The sequence below is a fragment of the Algibacter sp. 2305UL17-15 genome (assembly GCF_040720935.1).
In the GTDB taxonomy this organism is placed as follows: Bacteria; Bacteroidota; Bacteroidia; order Flavobacteriales; family Flavobacteriaceae; genus Jejuia.
In genome coordinates, this window is record NZ_JBFDAE010000012.1 from 1 (window position 1) to 18,206 (window position 18,206).

15 protein-coding genes and 1 riboswitch are annotated in these 18,206 nt (G+C 32.3%); of the genes, 11 read left to right on the forward strand and 4 right to left on the reverse strand.

What is annotated here, in order from left to right; genetic code table 11:
* The 3 genes from ABXQ82_RS13250 to ABXQ82_RS13260 all read left to right on the forward strand — a co-directional run.
* Positions 1 to 647: IS3 family transposase (locus tag ABXQ82_RS13250; protein WP_367060453.1), on the forward strand; the 647-nt coding region annotated here is incomplete at its 5' end.
* 220 nt (positions 648 to 867) lie between these two features.
* On the forward strand, positions 868 to 2,298 hold the full coding sequence (locus ABXQ82_RS13255; RefSeq protein WP_367060456.1) for a S41 family peptidase: 1,431 nt from the start codon (positions 868 to 870) through the stop codon (positions 2,296 to 2,298).
* A 5-nt stretch (positions 2,299 to 2,303) separates the two neighbouring features.
* A complete protein-coding gene (locus tag ABXQ82_RS13260; RefSeq protein WP_367060459.1) occupies positions 2,304 to 3,035 on the forward strand; it encodes an ATP-binding protein in 732 nt (243 codons plus the stop codon).
* A gap of 292 nt (positions 3,036 to 3,327) precedes the next feature.
* Here the strand turns inward: ABXQ82_RS13260 and ABXQ82_RS13265 are convergent, their stop codons facing one another.
* Positions 3,328 to 5,280, reverse strand: a complete 1,953-nt coding sequence (locus ABXQ82_RS13265; RefSeq protein WP_367060462.1) for a TonB-dependent receptor plug domain-containing protein — start codon at positions 5,278 to 5,280, stop codon at positions 3,328 to 3,330.
* A gap of 66 nt (positions 5,281 to 5,346) precedes the next feature.
* Positions 5,347 to 5,636, reverse strand: a riboswitch (cobalamin riboswitch).
* Positions 5,637 to 5,763: 127 nt separating this feature from the next.
* On the opposite strand from ABXQ82_RS13265, the gene ABXQ82_RS13270 reads away from it, so the two are divergent.
* The 3 genes from ABXQ82_RS13270 (at position 5,764) to ABXQ82_RS13280 (ending at position 8,942) form a co-directional block, all read left to right on the forward strand.
* Positions 5,764 to 6,909: an ABC transporter substrate-binding protein gene (locus ABXQ82_RS13270; protein ID WP_367060465.1), complete on the forward strand. Its 1,146-nt coding sequence runs from the start codon at positions 5,764 to 5,766 to the stop codon at positions 6,907 to 6,909.
* A 67-nt stretch (positions 6,910 to 6,976) separates the two neighbouring features.
* Complete coding sequence (locus tag ABXQ82_RS13275; RefSeq protein ID WP_367060468.1) at positions 6,977 to 8,002, forward strand: iron ABC transporter permease; 1,026 nt, start codon at positions 6,977 to 6,979, stop codon at positions 8,000 to 8,002.
* Between the two features lie 145 nt (positions 8,003 to 8,147).
* A complete protein-coding gene (locus ABXQ82_RS13280) occupies positions 8,148 to 8,942 on the forward strand; it encodes an ABC transporter ATP-binding protein (protein ID WP_367060471.1) in 795 nt (264 codons plus the stop codon).
* Positions 8,943 to 8,949: 7 nt separating this feature from the next.
* On the opposite strand, the gene ABXQ82_RS13285 is transcribed toward ABXQ82_RS13280, so the two are convergent.
* A complete protein-coding gene (locus ABXQ82_RS13285; protein WP_367060474.1) occupies positions 8,950 to 9,618 on the reverse strand; it encodes a hypothetical protein in 669 nt (222 codons plus the stop codon).
* Positions 9,619 to 10,088: 470 nt separating this feature from the next.
* Between ABXQ82_RS13285 and ABXQ82_RS13290 the strand changes: the two genes are divergently transcribed.
* From ABXQ82_RS13290 to ABXQ82_RS13310, 5 genes are all read left to right on the forward strand, one after another.
* Entirely contained in the window at positions 10,089 to 11,600 is a 1,512-nt protein-coding gene (locus ABXQ82_RS13290) for a reverse transcriptase domain-containing protein (RefSeq protein WP_367060477.1), read from the forward strand.
* Positions 11,601 to 11,655: 55 nt separating this feature from the next.
* Positions 11,656 to 12,975: a DNA recombination protein RmuC gene (gene rmuC, locus ABXQ82_RS13295; protein WP_367060480.1), complete on the forward strand. Its 1,320-nt coding sequence runs from the start codon at positions 11,656 to 11,658 to the stop codon at positions 12,973 to 12,975.
* Positions 12,976 to 13,127: 152 nt separating this feature from the next.
* Positions 13,128 to 13,742: a SatD family protein gene (locus tag ABXQ82_RS13300; protein WP_367060483.1), complete on the forward strand. Its 615-nt coding sequence runs from the start codon at positions 13,128 to 13,130 to the stop codon at positions 13,740 to 13,742.
* Complete coding sequence (locus ABXQ82_RS13305; RefSeq protein ID WP_367060493.1) at positions 13,739 to 14,443, forward strand: DUF3307 domain-containing protein; 705 nt, start codon at positions 13,739 to 13,741, stop codon at positions 14,441 to 14,443. Before ABXQ82_RS13300 ends, ABXQ82_RS13305 begins: the two co-directional genes overlap by 4 nt.
* Positions 14,444 to 14,446: 3 nt before the next feature.
* Positions 14,447 to 14,986 carry an acyl-CoA thioesterase gene (locus ABXQ82_RS13310; protein WP_367060496.1) on the forward strand — a complete coding sequence of 180 codons (540 nt, stop codon included), beginning with the start codon at positions 14,447 to 14,449 and terminating at the stop codon, positions 14,984 to 14,986.
* On the opposite strand, the gene ABXQ82_RS13315 is transcribed toward ABXQ82_RS13310, so the two are convergent.
* Complete coding sequence (locus ABXQ82_RS13315) at positions 14,983 to 17,274, reverse strand: TonB-dependent receptor plug domain-containing protein (RefSeq protein WP_367060499.1); 2,292 nt, start codon at positions 17,272 to 17,274, stop codon at positions 14,983 to 14,985. The two genes, ABXQ82_RS13310 and ABXQ82_RS13315, sit on opposite strands and share 4 nt — an antisense overlap.
* Entirely contained in the window at positions 17,258 to 18,166 is a 909-nt protein-coding gene (locus ABXQ82_RS13320) for a FecR family protein (RefSeq protein ID WP_367060502.1), read from the reverse strand. The genes ABXQ82_RS13315 and ABXQ82_RS13320 overlap by 17 nt, the downstream gene beginning before the upstream one ends.
* Between the last annotated feature and the right edge of the window lie 40 nt (positions 18,167 to 18,206).

Below are 18,206 nucleotides of genomic sequence, written 5' to 3' on the forward strand. Positions count from 1 at the left end.
CAGAGTTTAAAAACGCCAATTTAAAAATAGGTAGAGATACATTATTCAACATACTTAGAAAACACAATATGCTGACACTTAGAAAGAAATACAGTTCAAGAACCACTAACTCATTGCACAGGTTCTACAAGTATAAGAACATCATTAAAGATATTGAGGTTACTAGACCTAATCAAGTATGGGTTAGCGATATAACTTACATAAGAACTATTAAAGGGTTTTGCTATTTGGCATTAATAACCGATATGTATAGCCGTAAAATTGTTGGTTATGACATCAGTAATAGTTTAGAATTAAAAGGCTGTGAAAGAGCTTTAAACAAAGCTTTATATCAAGCTAAAGACACTACTGGGCTTATACATCATTCTGATAGAGGTATTCAGTATTGCAGTAATGTTTACACTCAAATTTTAAAGAGAAATAAGATCGGTATTAGTATGACAGAAGAAAACCATTGCTATGAAAATGCTATCGCAGAACGTGTAAACGGTATATTAAAAGACGAGTTTTATCTCGACCAGACCTTTGATAGCCTACAACACGCAAAAAGAGCAACAAAAAATGCAATTAATCTATACAACGAAATAAGATTACATTTATCTTTAGACTATAAAACACCTAATATGGTATATTTAAAAACAGTGTAAATCAATTTTAACCTGTAGCCATATTTCAGGACAAGACATTCTACAATTAATTTTTTATTCAACAATAATGTAAGTAAATTTAGGGTTTAATAGACTACTATGTTAAAATTGCTGAAAATGAAACCGAATTGGGTAAAAATAATCTTTACACTAAAAGTGAGATGATTATTTTTGTCATAAAGGTTACATCTGACAATTTAAAAAAAATAAAAATGAACAGATGAAAAAATTAAACGCCCTAGTATTAATTGCTGCTGCCCTATTTTTAACAAGTTGCTTTGAAGACGGAGATGACAACACCATACAAAGAATTAGTATAAATGATTTTGTCTGGAAAGGTATGAACTATGGCTATTTGTACAAAAGCGAAATACCCAATCTAGCAGATGATAGATTTGTCAATACAAGTGAATACTCAGAATACTTAGACGGATTTTCTTCTCCCGAAGCCTTATTTGAAAGTTTAATATACCAAAGACAAACAGTTGACAGATTTAGCTGGATTGTAGATAACTATTTTGTGTTAGAACAAAATTTTGAAGGCACTTCAAAAACAACCGGAATGGAACGCATTTTATTTCGTGCACCAAACAGTTCAAACCTTATAGGTGTTGTTCGGTTAGTTTTACCAAATACTGATGCAGATATCAAAGGTGTGAAAAGAGGCGATATTTTTTATGCCGTTAACGGAACTGAGATAACTGAAGCTAATGCTTTCAATTTATTAAATCAAGATGAATACACTATCAATCTTGGTGTTTTTAACGATAAAGGCACTCCAGAAACAACCGATGACAGTATAGATCCAACCGGCGAAAATATTACGCTCACAAAATTTGAATACACCGAAAATCCAATTTTTATATCTGATATCTTAGAAGTGCAAGACGAAAAAGTAGGTTACTTGATGTATAACGGATTTATTGGAGATTCTGAAAATGCACTAAATCCCATTTTTGGTCAATTTAAATCGAATAACATTCAGCATTTGGTTTTAGATTTACGCTACAACCCAGGAGGTTCTGTACCTACAACAACGGCTTTGGCCAGTATGATTACGGGACAATTTACAGGTCAGGTTTTTGAAAAATTAATCTATAACGACAATTTGCAAAGCCAAAATACCGATTATGTTTTTGCCAACAACTTAAATGGAGGTGCTCTTAACAGTCTTGGTTTAAATAAAATTTATGTGCTTACTTCACGAAGTTCCGCATCTGCAAGCGAAGGTATTATCAATGGTTTAAAGCCTTATATAGATGTGGTACAAATTGGTACAAATACAAGAGGTAAAACCCAAGCTTCTAGAACATTTTATGATTCTCCAAATTTCACGCGACAAGGTGCAAACCCTGCACACACCTATGCCATGCAACCTCTTGTAGCTATAGGTCTTAATAAAAACAACGAAACAGTTCCCAGTACTGGTTTAGTGCCTTCCATAGGATTTGAATATCAAGAAAGAGCTTTTAATCTTGGTGTTTTGGGTAACGAAAATGAACCCATGCTCGCTTTGGCTTTAGCAGATATCGCCAGTTCTACAACCAAAATGTCCAAAATAAAATCCGAATCTGGATTACAAAGGCAATTTGAATTAGTAGTGGATGAAAATGATTTTAACCCACGTGAAGGAGGAATGATCATCGATTAATCCTTATGGCTTTGAAAAAACACAAAACCTATTTCAACTGGAGTTCTGGAAAAGATTCCGCTTTGGCGTTATATCATTTATTAAAAGATGAGCGTTTTTCGGTGGAAGAATTAATTACAACAATAAATAGTCATTACAACCGTGTGTCCATGCACGGATTAAGGAAGGAATTACTAATCGCTCAAACCGACGCCATAAATATTCCTGCCAGTTTAATAGAGCTTCCAGAAATGCCAAGTATGGCAATTTATGAACAAAAAATGCTTGAAACGGTTTCAAGATTAAAAAACGATGGGTTTACGCATACTGCATTTGGCGATATTTTTTTGGAAGATTTAAGAGCTTATAGAGAAGAGCAACTTGCAAAACAAGATATAAAATTAGTATTCCCAATTTGGAAAAGAGATACCAAAGAATTGCTAAACGAGTTTTTGGATTTGGGATTTAAAACCATTATTGTTTGTGCAAACTCCAAATATTTCGGCGAAGACTTCGTGGGAACCATAATAGATGAAAATTTCATAGATAACCTACCTGAAAGTGTTGACCCATGTGGCGAAAACGGAGAATTTCACACCTTTTGTTTTGATGGTCCTCTTTTTAAAAACCCCATCAAATTTTCAATTGGGGAAAAAGTATATCGGGAATATGATGCCCCGAAAACAGATGATGATGCTGTTTGTAAAAATGATGCTGAAAAGTATGGTGTTTGGTATTGCGATTTAGTTCCTGAATAAAAAAAGACCTGTCAGCCCCGAAACTTCGGGATTAAAAACATACGTGTTCTGAAGTTAATAATTTGCGATAAGCTGTTCCCCTCCGCGGAGGGGACTAGTGGTGGGTTTTATATCTTCCACCTCTTAAGCTAACTATTTTTATTAATTTACCCACACATAACCGCTCCAAAGGAGGGGAATTAAAATGCGGTTTGGTTTTAAATAAATAAAGACCTCAGGTTAGATACTGAAACAAGTTCAGCACAGGAAACCTGACAGGTCTGAAACATAAATCATTAAGGCTTCTCTCTCACTAAAAATCTATTTTTAAGCCCAACCTATAATTTCTTCCTAATGTTGAAAACCCAAAAAGTTCTTGATAATCTTCATTAAAAATATTACTAATACTGCCATATACTTTTAATCTATTTTTAATAATTGAGTGATTCATATTAAAATTTACCAAACTATAACTGTCTAGAATTAAATTCTCTGTAAAATCTGCATTAAAAGCTGTAGATGTTCGCGCTCCATTATATTGATAATGTAACGATGCATAAGTTACCTTTCCAATAGCGTAACCTAAACTTACATTCGCTTTATGCTTAGGCGCTCTAAAAATAACACCGTCTTTTCGTTCTGTAAAGGTGTAATTTGCATCAAAATCCAGCCCTTTAATGGGCTTATAATTTAACTCCACCTCTATTCCATTTACTTTAAATTCATTTGAATCATTTTGATATTCAGCTTCAAATGTTGTAAAATCCAGGGTTACAAACTCAATAACATTTTCTTGGTCTCTATTAAAATAGACCGTACTTAAACTAAGCTTTTTTCCAAAATTAAATACAAGACCTGCTTCAATAGTTATATCTTCTTGCGGTTGTAAATTTACATTCCCATAATCTGGTGAAAACAATTGAAATAAAGATGGTGTAATATACGATGTGCTATAAGATGATATAATTTTCAAACTTTTAGCATCATTAAATTTAAATACATACGAGGGGTTTATATTATATACTAAATTGCTACCATATTCGCTATGGTTATTTAAACGCAATCCAGCATTAACGTTAAGTCCAAAATCGGACAAATAGGTGACATTAACATAGGGGTCTAAAATATTATCCGTCGCTATTTCCGAGGTTATTGCCGGTTCAAATTCTGTTGCGCCAAAGGGCACGGTAAATGTATCAATTTCATTATCTACGTAGTTTAAACCAACTATAGTATATAACTGGTCATTAAATTTATATTTATTAAATACATCTAAAACATAAGATTTCCCTTCGGAAATTGAACCTGTAAAAAACTCAAATTCAAATTCTCTATCTATATTATTTACCGCAGCATTAAGATGAACACTTCCTTTTTCGTATTTAAAATTTGATCCAAAGCCTAAACGATATTGCTTATTACTAGAGGAATTATTTTGGTCAACAAAACTAAACCCGTCATCGAACTCGGTATCATATTCATCAAAATTCCCGAAAAACACCACATCAAACGCAGTTGAAAATTTATAGCCTAATTTAATATTTCCCGCTATTTTGGAAAATCTATCACTTTCATTTTTAACATCACTCCCCGGTGTTTTTGATGCGGACAACCCATCGGTGTTTTGACTGCTAAAACTTGCTAAATAATTAAATTTACCTAAAGTACCATTAAAACCTACGTTATTAGTAAAATCGGCTACATCTATTCTTGAATCGTCCTGGGAATTATTGGTGGCTAAATAAGTAGCAAAAGTTGCTTTTAATCTATCTTTAGAGGCTTTCTTTAAGGTAATATTTATAATAGCCGTAGATGCCCTGTTACCATATAAAGCACTCGATGCGCCTTTTAAAATTTCTATGGATGCTATCTGGTCCAGAGATAATAGCTGTAAATCATAATTGTTTTCAATTTGAGATGGATCACTTACTGCAATGCCATCAATCAACACAAGAACCTGTCTGTTTTGACCTCCCCTAAAAAAAGTGCTTAAATTTTGCCCAGCATTACTCTGGCTACCATTTATAGTTATTCCCGATTTGGAATTAATAATTTGAGCCACGGTACGCCCTTGATTTCTCTCCAATTCTTCCGCAGAAATTTTAATAACCGTTTTACCTGAATTTTCACGTTTTAATTCGAATCGTGAATCTGAAATTACAACTTCATCAAGTTGCTCTACTTTTGTTGAATCTGCTTTTTGTTGTGCAAAACCAACCAATGAGAATCCTAAACATAGGATGCCCAAAACATTTGTTTTTTTCATTTTAATGAATAATTACTCGAGAATCGCATGGATTATCATACGCAAACTTTTATCCCGAAAGTTTAACTTATTTGTTTTGAAAATGGCAGGTCTCCTGACTTGTTTTTTGCTATTACACCTTCCCAGCATAAAGCCAGTGGTATTGAAGTTAATAACATCCTCTTTTAGAGGTGCTGAAATAAATCCAGCATAAACTTACAGTTGCGGGAACAGCTCAAGAATGAAGCCTAACAAAACTCGATTTTTTGATTTTTGAATTCTTAACTCGTTAATCATCACTCGTTAATCGTTAATCTTTTCACTTGATTCCCTTTTAATCGACGCAGTCGTCTCGAACTTGTTTCGGGACCTCTTTTGAGATTCTTCCACTCGTTCTTAGTGACAACGTCAAACCAAAATTCGCTGCAAAAGTAAACATTCTGTTTAATGTTTCATTAAAAACGTTAAATAATATTACTTTTGAAACAGATTAAAAATTGAATTTTGAAAAAACTCATTATCCTATTAATTTCAGTACTTTTTGTTTCATGTAAAAATGATAAAGAGGCAAAACAAACACATATTTCCTTAGAAGCTGAAACAAGTATCTTAAAATATGCCAAAGGGTTTTCTATAACTAAATATAAAAATTATAGCATAATTGAAATAACCCAACCTTGGCCCAATGCTGAAAAGAGTTATAAATATGTAATAGTTCCAAAAGAAAATGCAGCGAAAACGTCTTTTATGAAAAATGAATTTGATGGCATTATTATAACTCCAATAAAAAAAATAGTTGTCACCTCAACAACCCATATTCCAGCTTTAGAATTATTAAATGTAGAACGAACATTGGTTGGGTTTCCCGGAACAGATTATATTTCTTCGGAAAGGATAAGACATCGCATAGAAAATGGAAATATCAGGGAACTTGGTAAAAATGAAAGCTTAAATACAGAAGTGCTTTTAGAATTAAATCCAGATGTGGTTGTAGGTTTTGGAATTGATGGCGGAAACCGCTCATTAGAGACCATTAAAAACTCTGGAATCCCCGTAATCTTTAATGGCGATTGGGTGGAGAGTTCTCCCCTAGCAAAAGCCGAATGGATAAAATTTTTCGGGGTTTTATATCACAAAGAAAAAGAATCAGATTCCATTTTTAATCGCATTGAAAAAAATTATTTAGAAGTGAAACAACTAGCCCAAAACACAACAACTAAACCACCTGTTTTGAGTGGCGCCATGCACAATGATATTTGGTATTTACCAAATGGAACAAGTACTGAAGCACAACTCTTAAAAGATGCCAACGTCAATTATCTATGGAGCGATACAAAAGGTTCTGGGAGTTTGAAATTGAATTTTGAATCGGTTTTTGTAAAAGCGAAAGAAGCCGATATTTGGTTAAGCCCATCGAATTATACCAGTTTGGAAGCTTTAAAAAATGGCAATGAAAATCACGCGATGTTTAAAGCGTTTCAAAATAAAAACATTTATACATTTACAAATACAACTGGCAAAACTGGAGGTGTTCTGTATTACGAATTAGGCATGACAAGACCCGATTTGGTTTTGAAAGACATTACAAAAATTTGTCATCCAGAACTATTGGAAGATTACGAACTATATTTTTTTAAAAAATTAAAATAATTGAAAATACAGACCCTTCAGGTTTTAAAAACCTGAAGGGTCTTAACAAAGTCACAGAATCATTGCAATGGCAAAAAACTATACATATTCATTTCTTGCACTCATCATCATTTTGATACTGTGTTTTCTAGTGAATATAAGTTTGGGATCAGTATCCATTCCATTAAAAGACATCTTTAACGGACTTCTTGGATATCCCACAGCACAAGAACCTTGGCAACACATTATTCAAAATTACAGATTACCAAAGGCCTTAACTGCACTAATTGTGGGTTCTGGACTGGGTATTTCAGGTCTGTTAATGCAAACCTTATTTAGAAACCCCTTAGCTGGCCCATTTGTTTTAGGTATCAGTTCTGGCGCAAGTTTGGGTGTTGCTTTAGTTATCCTTGGTTCTGGAATTTTTGGAGGTGCTTTGGCTTCGGTTTTTATATCAAAATGGGGCGTTGTTATTGCAGCAAGTTTGGGCAGTTTTTTGGTTTTACTGGCAGTTCTTATGGTCTCTTTAAAAGTACGGGACACCATGGCTATTCTTATCATTGGGCTTATGTTTGCTAGTATCACAGCGGCCATTGTTAGCGTACTCTCCTATTTTGGTTCTGCAGAACAATTGCAACACTACATTTTTTGGGGCTTTGGAAGTTTAGGGAATTTAACTTGGGAAGATCTCGGTATTTTATTCTCAATTTATGGTTTAGGAATAATTCTCGGAATTGCCGCCATCAAATCTTTAAACACATTGCTTTTAGGAGAAAATTATGCCAAAAGTTTAGGATTAAATATTAAGCAAAGTCGTCTCACAATAATTATAGCAACGAGTTTACTTGCTGGAACAATTACGGCATTTACGGGCCCTATTGCGTTTATTGGTTTGGCCATTCCGCATTTAACCCGACAGGTTTTCAATACTTCAAATCATAAAATATTATTGCCTGCGGTATTTTTATTTGGAGCTATTGTCATGCTTATTTGTGATAGTATTGCGCAGTTACCAAATAGTGATTTAACTTTGCCCATTAATGCGATTACATCTTTAGTTGGTGCACCTGTTGTGATTTGGTTATTGGTTAGAAAACGGAAAATGGTGTTTTAAATAATGACAGAAGACCGATGACCGATGACGGATGCAGAGACAGAAAATAGACAATAGTTAATAGACAATAGTTAATAGACAATAGAAAAATAGAAAAATAGAAAATAGAGAATAGAGAATAGAGAATAGAGAAATTCGTGAATTAGTGGAAAACAAACACCAACATATCATTTTAAGGACCAAAAATCTATCCATTGGGTATGCTTCAAAAAAAGCAAAAACGATTGTAGCTTCAAATATTAATATTGAACTAAAAAAAGGAACGCTTGTTGGATTAATTGGTGCAAACGGTATAGGTAAGTCCACACTTTTAAGAACCCTTACTAATGTTCAAAACCCTTTAAGCGGACAAGTTTTTATCAATGATACCGACTTATTAAAATATGCGCCACTTGATTTGGCGAAAGCCATGAGCTTGGTGTTAACAGAACCTTTAGCTTCAAAAAATTTATCTGTTTTAGAACTCGTTGCTTTAGGAAGACAGCCTTACACAAATTGGGTTGGAAACCTTTCAAAAGAAGATATTCGAAAAGTGAATGACGCTTTAGATCAAACTAACATTGCCAACTTAAAACATAAAAAGTGTTTCGAGTTAAGTGACGGTCAACTTCAAAAAGTTATGATTGCTCGTGCCCTAGCTCAAGATACCGATTTAATTATTCTAGATGAACCTACTACGCATTTAGATATGTATCATAAAGCGTACATTTTAAAATTACTTCAGAGGCTGGCTAAGGAAACAAATAAGACCATTTTGTTTTCATCTCATGAAATAGATTTGGCGATTCAGTTATGTGATAATTTAATTGTGATGACTGATACTGAAGTAGTTTCAGATGCACCATGCAATTTAATTACTAAAGGTACTTTTGAAACTTTATTCCCAAAGGATTTAATTGCTTTTGATGAAAAAACGGGAAGTTTTCGAGTGAAGAAATAATAGTTTACTATATTTCTAAACCTTCAACCAAAAATTCTTTTGGCAAAAAATACTCACTAAATTTTTGTTGAAAATGACAAAACCAAATTACCTTGAAAAGTTGTTTACAAACTATCCTTTTAGGTTCTCGATTTGGATAAAATAAATCCTTTTGTTCTTCATTTCTAATTCCTGAAACAATAAAATCTGGTGTTTGAAAAGATGTACCGCTAATTTTTTCATTATTTAAAGCATAAGATTTTCTATGTTCTAATTTCTTTGTTTTGAATTGAACCTGTTTTCCATATTCATAATTTAAAACAGGTATATAACTAGAAACTTCAGTTATTAGGTCTATACTATCTTTAGGCTTTTCAGTTTTTTCTTTTTTAAAATATTTTAATTCTTTATATGATTGAAGGAATGAATGATATATTGTTTTTTCAACAAATTCACTTTTGTTAGCATTAAAATATACACAAGAGTATTTTACTAAATCAGCAATTCTTGAGCCTTCAATTTTATCATCAAATTGAGTTTTGGTTTCTTTATTCTCAAAAACAACTTCTTTTATCAACATTAACGGAGGTACTTGGGCTGAAAATTCACTTATTTTCTGAGGGGTTTTATTTTTCCCTACCCTAAAAAGCGGATGTGATTTTAGAGTAACTATATCACCAATATTAAAAATATCCATTTTTATAAATTAAATTCCGCATAAAAGTAAGAGAAAAATACTATTTTCACATCAAAGTAAGGGAGTTCTTTAGTTAAAAGGAATAAAACATTTGTTGAACTATTGTATTGATTTTTAATCAATCACTTAATCCAACCTTTTTTTAAAAGGGATAATAAATATGGAGATTAGGAAAATTGTATTTCTGTTAACTTTGTTACATTTAATATAAGAAATTATTTTCGGAAGTAACGTTACTACCTCATTAATTCTTATAAAGTCCTTTAGGAACTCCAGAATTTGGTTTATATCTAAGGTCTCTAAGACTAAGTTGATTGTTAATTTAATGAGTGCTATCATATTAGTTATTTATTATTTGACGTAAAATTGCAGCGTGAGTCGAGAATTCGGCTAATGGTTCAATCCTTTAAAAGGTGTAAGTTCTATTCTGTTACAAATACGTGCGAGGACTCCTTTTACTTTTATTGTTTATGAGAATACATAAAGACTGGTATAAAGACAGAGGTTATCCGCATTTTACTAATAAGACACCTATGTCTATTAGGAAAAATATAGAGCGTTATATTACCAATAATAAAAAGGTAGCTCAACATTCTTTTTCCCCACTTATTTTTAAAGAAATAAAACAAAGACGCTATAAGCTATCTAAATTTAAAGGCATTCAAAGGCGTTCTCATAAAAAAACAAAAAAAGGCAGAATAGTTACAAATAAAAAAATAAGAGAAATACTATATGCAACACATATAGATGCTCATATATATTCTTATTACACCCAGCAAATAATATCTCCTAAATACGAAGCTTACATACAAAAAAACGATATATTATCGGAGTCAATAACTGCTTATAGGCAAATTGAAACTAAAGACAAATTAAAATTTAAAAACAATGTTAATTTTGCAAAAGATGTTTTTGATGAAATTAATCGAAGAGAAAACTGTGTAGCACTTGTTTTAGATATTGAAAATTTCTTCCCTAGTTTAAATCATAGAAAATTAAAATTAGCGTGGGCAAAAGTGTTAGGCTATAAAACACTACCAAAAGATCACTTTAATCTTTTTAAAGCAACTACAAGATTTTCTTATGTAAAACTTAAAGATTTAAAAACTAAAAACGGTCATTTTGATGAAAAGGAATTATCTAAACACAGAAAACAAGGAAAACACACCCTTTTTGAAAGCATAAAAGACCTTGTTAATTCTGATATTATTATTCATAAAAATCAAAAAAAAGATGATACCAAAAATTTAATGGGAATACCTCAAGGCTTACCCATTAGCGCCATATTAGCAAATATCTACATGTTAAATTTTGATGAAGCTGTTATAAATGAATTAACTACAAAACACAACATATTTTACAGAAGATATTCTGATGATATTGTGATGCTTTGTAAAGAAAATCAAATAAAGTTAGTTGAGGAATTTGTAAAAAAAGAAATGGCGAGCAACAAATTAATCGTTTCAATAGAGAAAACCGAAAAAACACTTTTCAAAATAAATGATGGAAGATTGCAATGCTATAAGATTAAAAAAAATGGAAAATTAAAAGAGAATATACCTCTAAATTATTTGGGCTTTGAATTTTATGGTTATCAAACATTAATTAAGTCCAAAAACTTAGCTAAGTTTTATAGAGAGTTAAAACAAACTATAAAACGAAAACATAAAAGAGTTGAATCTGTTAAAGAAAAACATCTATTGGATGAAGCCCCTTTATTTAAAAGAAACATATATAGACTTTTTTCTTACAAAGGCGAGAAATCAAGAATATTACCCGCAAAAAGAACTTCTTTTATAGACGAAAAAGCAGAAACTAAATATTTTGAAAGAAAATTCAGAGGTAATTATCTAAGGTATGTATACAGAGCTGCTGATGAATTAAATGCACCCGAAATAAAAAGACAATTAAGAAATCATTGGAAAATACTTCAAAAAACCATGAAAAAATATGATTTCTCAAATGTTAAAAAAGACTATTAAGGAATAAATACAAAACCTATAATTTACTACTTTTACAGTATTAGACTAAAATATTATGAACGACAACCTTATACTTATAATTTCAATCCTAATATCAGCAGCAATTGGCGCATATCTAGGCATGCTTTTTACAAAACTAAAAAGTAAAAGCGAACAAAGCACACTTGAAGAACGCCAAAATCAAATGCAATTAACTATTGATGAGTTAAAGCAAAATTCAACTAAAATTGAAACTGAACGTGAAGAAATTCGTAAAGAGAAAGAGTTTTTAAGTACAGAGTTAGCAAGAAGAAATTCAGAATATGAAAATCTTCAAGAACAAAATTTAAAACGTGATGCTGAAATAGAACAACGCCAAGAACAACTCCGAAAAGATTTTGAGCTGTTAGCCACTAAAATTCTAGATGAAAAGTCTGAAAAATTTACACTTCAGAATAAAGAAAACATCAAAAACATTTTAAATCCGCTTCAAGAAAAAATTCAAGGATTTGAAAAAAAAGTTGAAGATACCCAAATGAGAAGTGTCAAAATGCATTCTGCTTTGGAAGAACAACTTAAAGGCTTAAAAGACCTCAACCAACAAATGACTAAAGAGGCTACCAATTTAACCCGTGCCTTAAAAGGCGATAGTAAAATGCAAGGAAATTGGGGCGAATTGGTTTTAGAGCGCGTTCTTGAAAAATCTGGTTTAGAAAAAGATAGAGAATATTTTGTGCAGCAAAATTTTACAAGAGTGGATGGTTCTCGCGTTCTGCCAGATGTGGTTTTACATTTACCTGATGGAAAAAAAATGATTATTGATAGTAAGGTATCTTTAACCGATTATGAACGTTTGGTAAATGCAGATGAAGATGAAAGACCTCTATTTTTAAAAGCGCACGTTAATTCCATTCGAAAGCACGTAGATCAACTTTCCGCAAAAAACTATCAAGATTTATATGATATTGAATCGCCCGATTTTGTACTCATGTTTATTCCCATAGAACCCGCTTTTGCCATTGTTGTTAATGAAGACAACTCTATTTACAACAAAGCCTTCGAAAAGAATATCGTTATTGTTACACCTTCTACCCTACTGGCAACACTTCGTACTATTGATAGCATGTGGAACAATGAAAAGCAACAACGTAACGCCATTGAAATTGCGCGACAAGCTGGTGCGCTTTACGATAAATTTGAAGGATTGGTAAGCGATTTAACTGGTGTTGGCAAAAAGATTGATGCTGCAAAAAGCGATTATTCATCAGCAATGAACAAATTAGTTGATGGTAGAGGAAACCTCATCACTAGTGTTGAAAAGCTTAAGAAAATGGGAGCCAAAGCTAAAAAATCACTTCCTGAAGCTATAATTAAACGGGCTCAAGAAGATGAATAAGTCACTATATCGCATTTAAACGTGATATATTTGTTTATCACACAAAAACATGATATATTTAACATTCCTTAATTAAGGAATATTTTAATTTATGCTGTTAATATGGAATATTTTAATTTATGCCATTAAAACGGAATGTTAAAACAACAAGTATGACTAGCGTTATTACAGGCGACATTATTAAATCTAGAGTTCGGGAAAACCCCGAGGTCTGGATAAATGCGTTGAAAAATGCATTAACCACTTTTGAACCCAATAACTCCTATTGGGAGATATATCGTGGCGATAGTTTTCAAATAGAACTAAAGGACATCTCTAAAAGCTTTATAGCTGCGGTTTATATAAAAGCTTGCGTTAAAATGATAAAAGGCCTGGATGTAAGACTTGCTATTGGCATTGGAAACAAAACATATCAAGGTAAAAAAGTGAGCGAATCTAACGGCGAAGCTTTTGTGTATTCAGGAGAAACCCTAGAATCTTTAAAAAAAGAGAAACAAAATTTAAGGATTAAAACTTCTGATAATAAGATAGATAAAGAGTTAAACCTCTATTTTAAACTCGCTTTGAGCACCATGGATAATTGGACTGTTAATTCTGCTGAAATTATGAAGTTAAGTATCGAAAACCCTGATGCATTACAACACGAACTAGCAGAAAAAATCGGCACGAAACAAGATGCTATTAGTAAACGACAAAAACGTGCCGGTTTAGAACATATTTTAGAACTAGACGCCATGTACCGACAAAAAATAGCAACGCTATCATGATTTTAATTAAACTATTATTAGCACACCTCATCGGAGATTTTTTTCTTCAACCTCAAAAATGGGTCAAAGAAAAAGAAGAAAAAAAACTAAAATCACCAAAACTCTATGTTCATGTTTTAATCCATATTGCTATAACTGCGCTGTTGCTCTGGAACATCAAACTTTGGCCAATTATCTTAATCATCGGTGTTTCCCACTTTATAATTGATGCCTTAAAACTTTTGGTTCAGAAGAAAAAAACAAAACGTTTATTCTTTTTTATCGATCAGTTATTGCATGTGCTGGTTATTGTTGTTTGCTATTTTATCTTTTCAAAACAAGTATCTATTACACAAATTAGCTTCTCTGAAAACACTCTTATATTAATCACTTGTTTTCTGTTTTTAACAATTCCGGTATCTATAATTATGAAAACCATTTTTTTAAAGTGGAATATTTCAGAACTTACTAAAAATAACCAATCACTTAAGGATGCTGGGAAATATATTGGTATTTTAGAGCGTATTTTAGTGTTTATTTTCATCATAGCAGACCATTGGGAAGCTGTTGGTTTTTTAATTACTGCCAAATCTGTTTTTAGGTTCGGCGATTTAAAGGAGTCCAAAACCAGGCAACTTACAGAGTACATTTTAATAGGCACTTTAATCAGTTTTGGAATTGCAATAATTACGGGTATCATCTTTACCACAATAACCTCATAAGTCATGTTTAAACACGCCAAAGTATCTCAAGTAACAATTACAGAACTAATGCTGCCTTCGCACTCTAACTTTAGTGGCAAGATTCACGGTGGGCATATTTTAAACCTCATGGATCAGATTGCATTTGCCTGCGCTTCCAAACATTCTAGAAATTATTGCGTAACGGCTTCTGTAAATCGTGTTGACTTTTTAAACCCTATTGAAGTTGGCGAATTGGTTACCCTAAAAGCATCGGTAAATTATACGGGCAGAACGTCTATGGTCATTGGTTTAAGGGTAGAATCTGAAAACATTCAAACGGGAAAAGTAAAGCATTGTAATTCTTCATATTTTACAATGGTCGCAAAGGATGAAAATGGAAAAAATGCCGCTGTTCCTGGTTTAATTTTAGATACAGAACAAAGCGTAAGGCGTTTTGCAAGAAGTATTGCCAGACAAGAGCAAGCTAAAAAACGCTCTAATAATTTCAAATCTTCAGAATTTAAAATTGAAGAACATATTGAGTTTATTAAAACCCAAAATGCCAAGGTAGAGTTGCACTAAAAATAGACTCTAAGAAGAACGTTTGGAGTCATCCCTAGTGAAGTCTGTAGCGTTTCGTTAACACTCCCATCTCCTAGCCTAAAAAAATTATTGATCTGGTTTTTCCTATCAAAAACATTCCATATTGAAGCACCAATATTTACTCTAGAACTGTTTCCTATCTGAAAATCATATAAGGCAGAAATATCAACTTTAAAATAACTTTTTAAGCGATTACCATTACTTGCACCAAAATTAATTTCATCATTCAGAATTTCACTCCCAGCAATTGGCAAGGTTGTTGGCTTACCAGAAAACCAATTACACCCAGTTGAAATTTGCAAGTTTTTAAAATTATAAATTGTTCCCAAAGTAACGGCGTGGGTTATATCATAATTACTGCTAAATTCAATTTCAGGTAAGGATTTAAATGTATAGTCATTATTTAAATATGCGTAACTAAGCCATGTATTAAATTTCCTTAATTGCTTTCTCAAAATAAAGTCTATACCACTTGCTTTATAACTTCCACTCGTTTTTACAAACTCATATTGGTTTTGAAATCCTTGACTTTGAGTTGTAATTCCATTTACATTTTTAACATAAATATCCGCCCCTATTTGCCAGCCCCTTCTGTTGTAATTTATACCCAATGAAATTTGTTTACTCGTAATTATTGGAATATCCCTATTGTTTGAAAGTTGCCATCTTCGTTTTTCAACACCCAAAAAATCATTTTGAAAATTGATAATCTGAGATGTATTTTGATGTTTCACTTCGCCCAAAACTTCTAAGCTGAAATTATTAAGAAATTTATGCGTAAAACTTAAGCGAGGTTCCAAAATTTGTTTTTTAAACTTGTTGATATGGTTAAATCTTATTCCTGCTGACAGACTTGTTTTTGCATTAGAAGACAGGTAATTAATTTGTGAAAAAAGTCCATGGGTTATTAACACCTCAGATACCAAGGATTTAAAAATGGGCGTGTCAACATCATCTAAATTGGATACCTTAGTTTCCACTACATGATAGCCGCTCAGTAAATTAAACTGGTCGTTAATTTTATAATTCGTTTTCAGCTTAAAACTGGTCTCTGAAACTTTGTTCTCTTGCAAAAACCGTTGTGAGTCCAAGATATTTGCATTGGTCGCTTTTAGGCTATAATCCGTCTCATAAAGTTCTAGTGATGATTTCCATGAATTATTCCAAGTTCTCGTAAAATAAACTGCACCGGCAATACTGTTTTGATTTATACTGCTTCTTCGTGATTCCTCTAAAGTGTTTTCATTGAATATCAATTCATTAGAAACATTTATAAAATTTATCCTTAGTTCGTCTCTATCATTTAGCCTATAAAGCCATCGGAAGGAAGCATCATAAAAATCGAATTTTTTGTCTGAATTCATAATAGAACCCATACTGTTTTCAACTTCTGTATCTTCTGATATTTTATCGAAAAAGTTACTGTAAGCTGGGGTTTGTACAAAATCGCTAATAGACTTTCGCAACGCCACCTGAATTGATGACTTTCGGTTTATAGGCACATCAACAAAACCATTTGCGTCAATAAAATTAATTCCAACATTGCCCTTAAATTTTGGGTTTACTTTTTTACTGGTTTCCATTGAAATAGTTCCAGAAACACCATCGGTAAAAGAGACATCAGATCCGTTTTTAATTAATGAAACACTTTGGGTAATTTGTGGGTTGTACATCGAAATCAATCCGAAAAAGTGTCCAGATTGATACATTTTAATGCCATCCCAAAGGATAAGATTCTGGTCATGACTACCGCCTCTTATATTGATGTTTGAAACATTTTCATTGATACTCTGTATCCCGGGAAACGCCTTTATAGATTGTAAAACATCTGCCTCTATAAGCCCTGGTAACATTCTAAATTTTGAAAAGTCTATTTTAAAAGAACCATTATTCAATTTTCTGATGCCCCTTATAATATAACTCGGCACTATGATCTCTGGAAGTGCTTGCAATGCTTCTTCTGAAGGTAATGCGCCAGCTTCACTAATTATTATAAAACTATCATTTATGGGTGAAAACTCTAAACCAGTTTGTTCATGCAGATACCCTAGCACTTCGGCAAATGTAAGCTTTTTTAAAGGTGGAATAATTTTATAGTCTTTTATGGTATCCTCTGCATAGTTAAATTGATAGCCATACTGGGTTTGGATACTTTCTAAAACAGAAATCAGAGGCAGTATATTTTTACCTTCTTGTGCTTTTGAAACAAAAGAAAAACTAAAAAATATTACTAAAAGTGCAAAAAACTGGTTAGTTGGTCTTGTCATGGATTACAACGTCTTTCAACGTACTCATTTCATAACCTAATCCCATAGGTTTAGTTATAGAAATAAGTGCTTCATCTATATTGTTGTGTTTAAATCCACCCGAAAACTTTCTTGTTATATCACTGTTTTTCAATGTGATTTCAACATTGTATTGTCGCTCTAGCTCTTGAATCACCAAATGATATGGAACGTTTTTAAAAGTACTGATCTCGTTTACCCAAGTTGGTGCTTCCAAAGTGGTTTTCTCTTCTTGTAAAGTACCATTTATTATCTGGAATGTATCGCCTGCGTAAAGTGTTTTTTCATTTTCATCAGAGTTCACTTTAACCATGCCTTCAAAACATTTTACTTCAAAATAGTTTTTGCGCTGCTTTACATTAAACTGAGTTCCCAATACAGCTACGCTACCATCATCGGTGATGACTTCAAACTTACTTCCTTTTTCTACAATAAAGTAAGCTTCACCCTTAAGTTTTACAAATCTTTTATCATTCCAGTCACGCTTATCATATTCAATATTCGACCCTGCATTCAATACAACTTTTGAATGGTCCGGAAGTTCAATTTTTGTTTTTTCGCTTGCTAAGGTTTCAAAAGTTACAGAACCATCATTAAACGCATAATAATAAACTCCAAAACCAATTAGTAAAACAGCTGCAATACGCAATAAGGGAGTCATCCAATTAGATTTGGTTGACTTTCCTTCTGATTCTATTTTAGTGTTTAAATTATCAAAATCATCAATCTTAGAAAAATCAGAAGCCTTAAAATATTCAGCTGTATCAACAATTTTTTTATTCAATTTATAGTCATCAAGATTTTCAAAAGCCTCTTTCTCCGCTTCTGTCAACTCATTATTCAGCCATTTCTTTACCAAAGATTCTCTATCCATTGTTTGTAGCTTTATAATAAAACAACTTACACATTAAAAA

What these genes read in the sequence shown, in the direction of transcription:
- ABXQ82_RS13290 (WP_367060477.1), top strand. Translation starts at nt 10,089, where the DNA reads ATGAGAATACATAAAGACTGGTATAAAGACAGAGGTTATCCGCATTTT.
- ABXQ82_RS13300 (WP_367060483.1), top strand. Translation starts at nt 13,128, where the DNA reads ATGACTAGCGTTATTACAGGCGACATTATTAAATCTAGAGTTCGGGAA.
- rmuC (WP_367060480.1), top strand. Translation starts at nt 11,656, where the DNA reads ATGAACGACAACCTTATACTTATAATTTCAATCCTAATATCAGCAGCA.
- ABXQ82_RS13320 (WP_367060502.1), bottom strand. Translation starts at nt 18,166, where the DNA reads ATGGATAGAGAATCTTTGGTAAAGAAATGGCTGAATAATGAGTTGACA.
- ABXQ82_RS13285 (WP_367060474.1), bottom strand. Translation starts at nt 9,618, where the DNA reads ATGGATATTTTTAATATTGGTGATATAGTTACTCTAAAATCACATCCG.
- ABXQ82_RS13315 (WP_367060499.1), bottom strand. Translation starts at nt 17,274, where the DNA reads ATGACAAGACCAACTAACCAGTTTTTTGCACTTTTAGTAATATTTTTT.
- ABXQ82_RS13275 (WP_367060468.1), top strand. Translation starts at nt 6,977, where the DNA reads ATGGCAAAAAACTATACATATTCATTTCTTGCACTCATCATCATTTTG.
- ABXQ82_RS13255 (WP_367060456.1), top strand. Translation starts at nt 868, where the DNA reads ATGAAAAAATTAAACGCCCTAGTATTAATTGCTGCTGCCCTATTTTTA.
- ABXQ82_RS13310 (WP_367060496.1), top strand. Translation starts at nt 14,447, where the DNA reads ATGTTTAAACACGCCAAAGTATCTCAAGTAACAATTACAGAACTAATG.
- ABXQ82_RS13260 (WP_367060459.1), top strand. Translation starts at nt 2,304, where the DNA reads ATGGCTTTGAAAAAACACAAAACCTATTTCAACTGGAGTTCTGGAAAA.
- ABXQ82_RS13305 (WP_367060493.1), top strand. Translation starts at nt 13,739, where the DNA reads ATGATTTTAATTAAACTATTATTAGCACACCTCATCGGAGATTTTTTT.
- ABXQ82_RS13265 (WP_367060462.1), bottom strand. Translation starts at nt 5,280, where the DNA reads ATGAAAAAAACAAATGTTTTGGGCATCCTATGTTTAGGATTCTCATTG.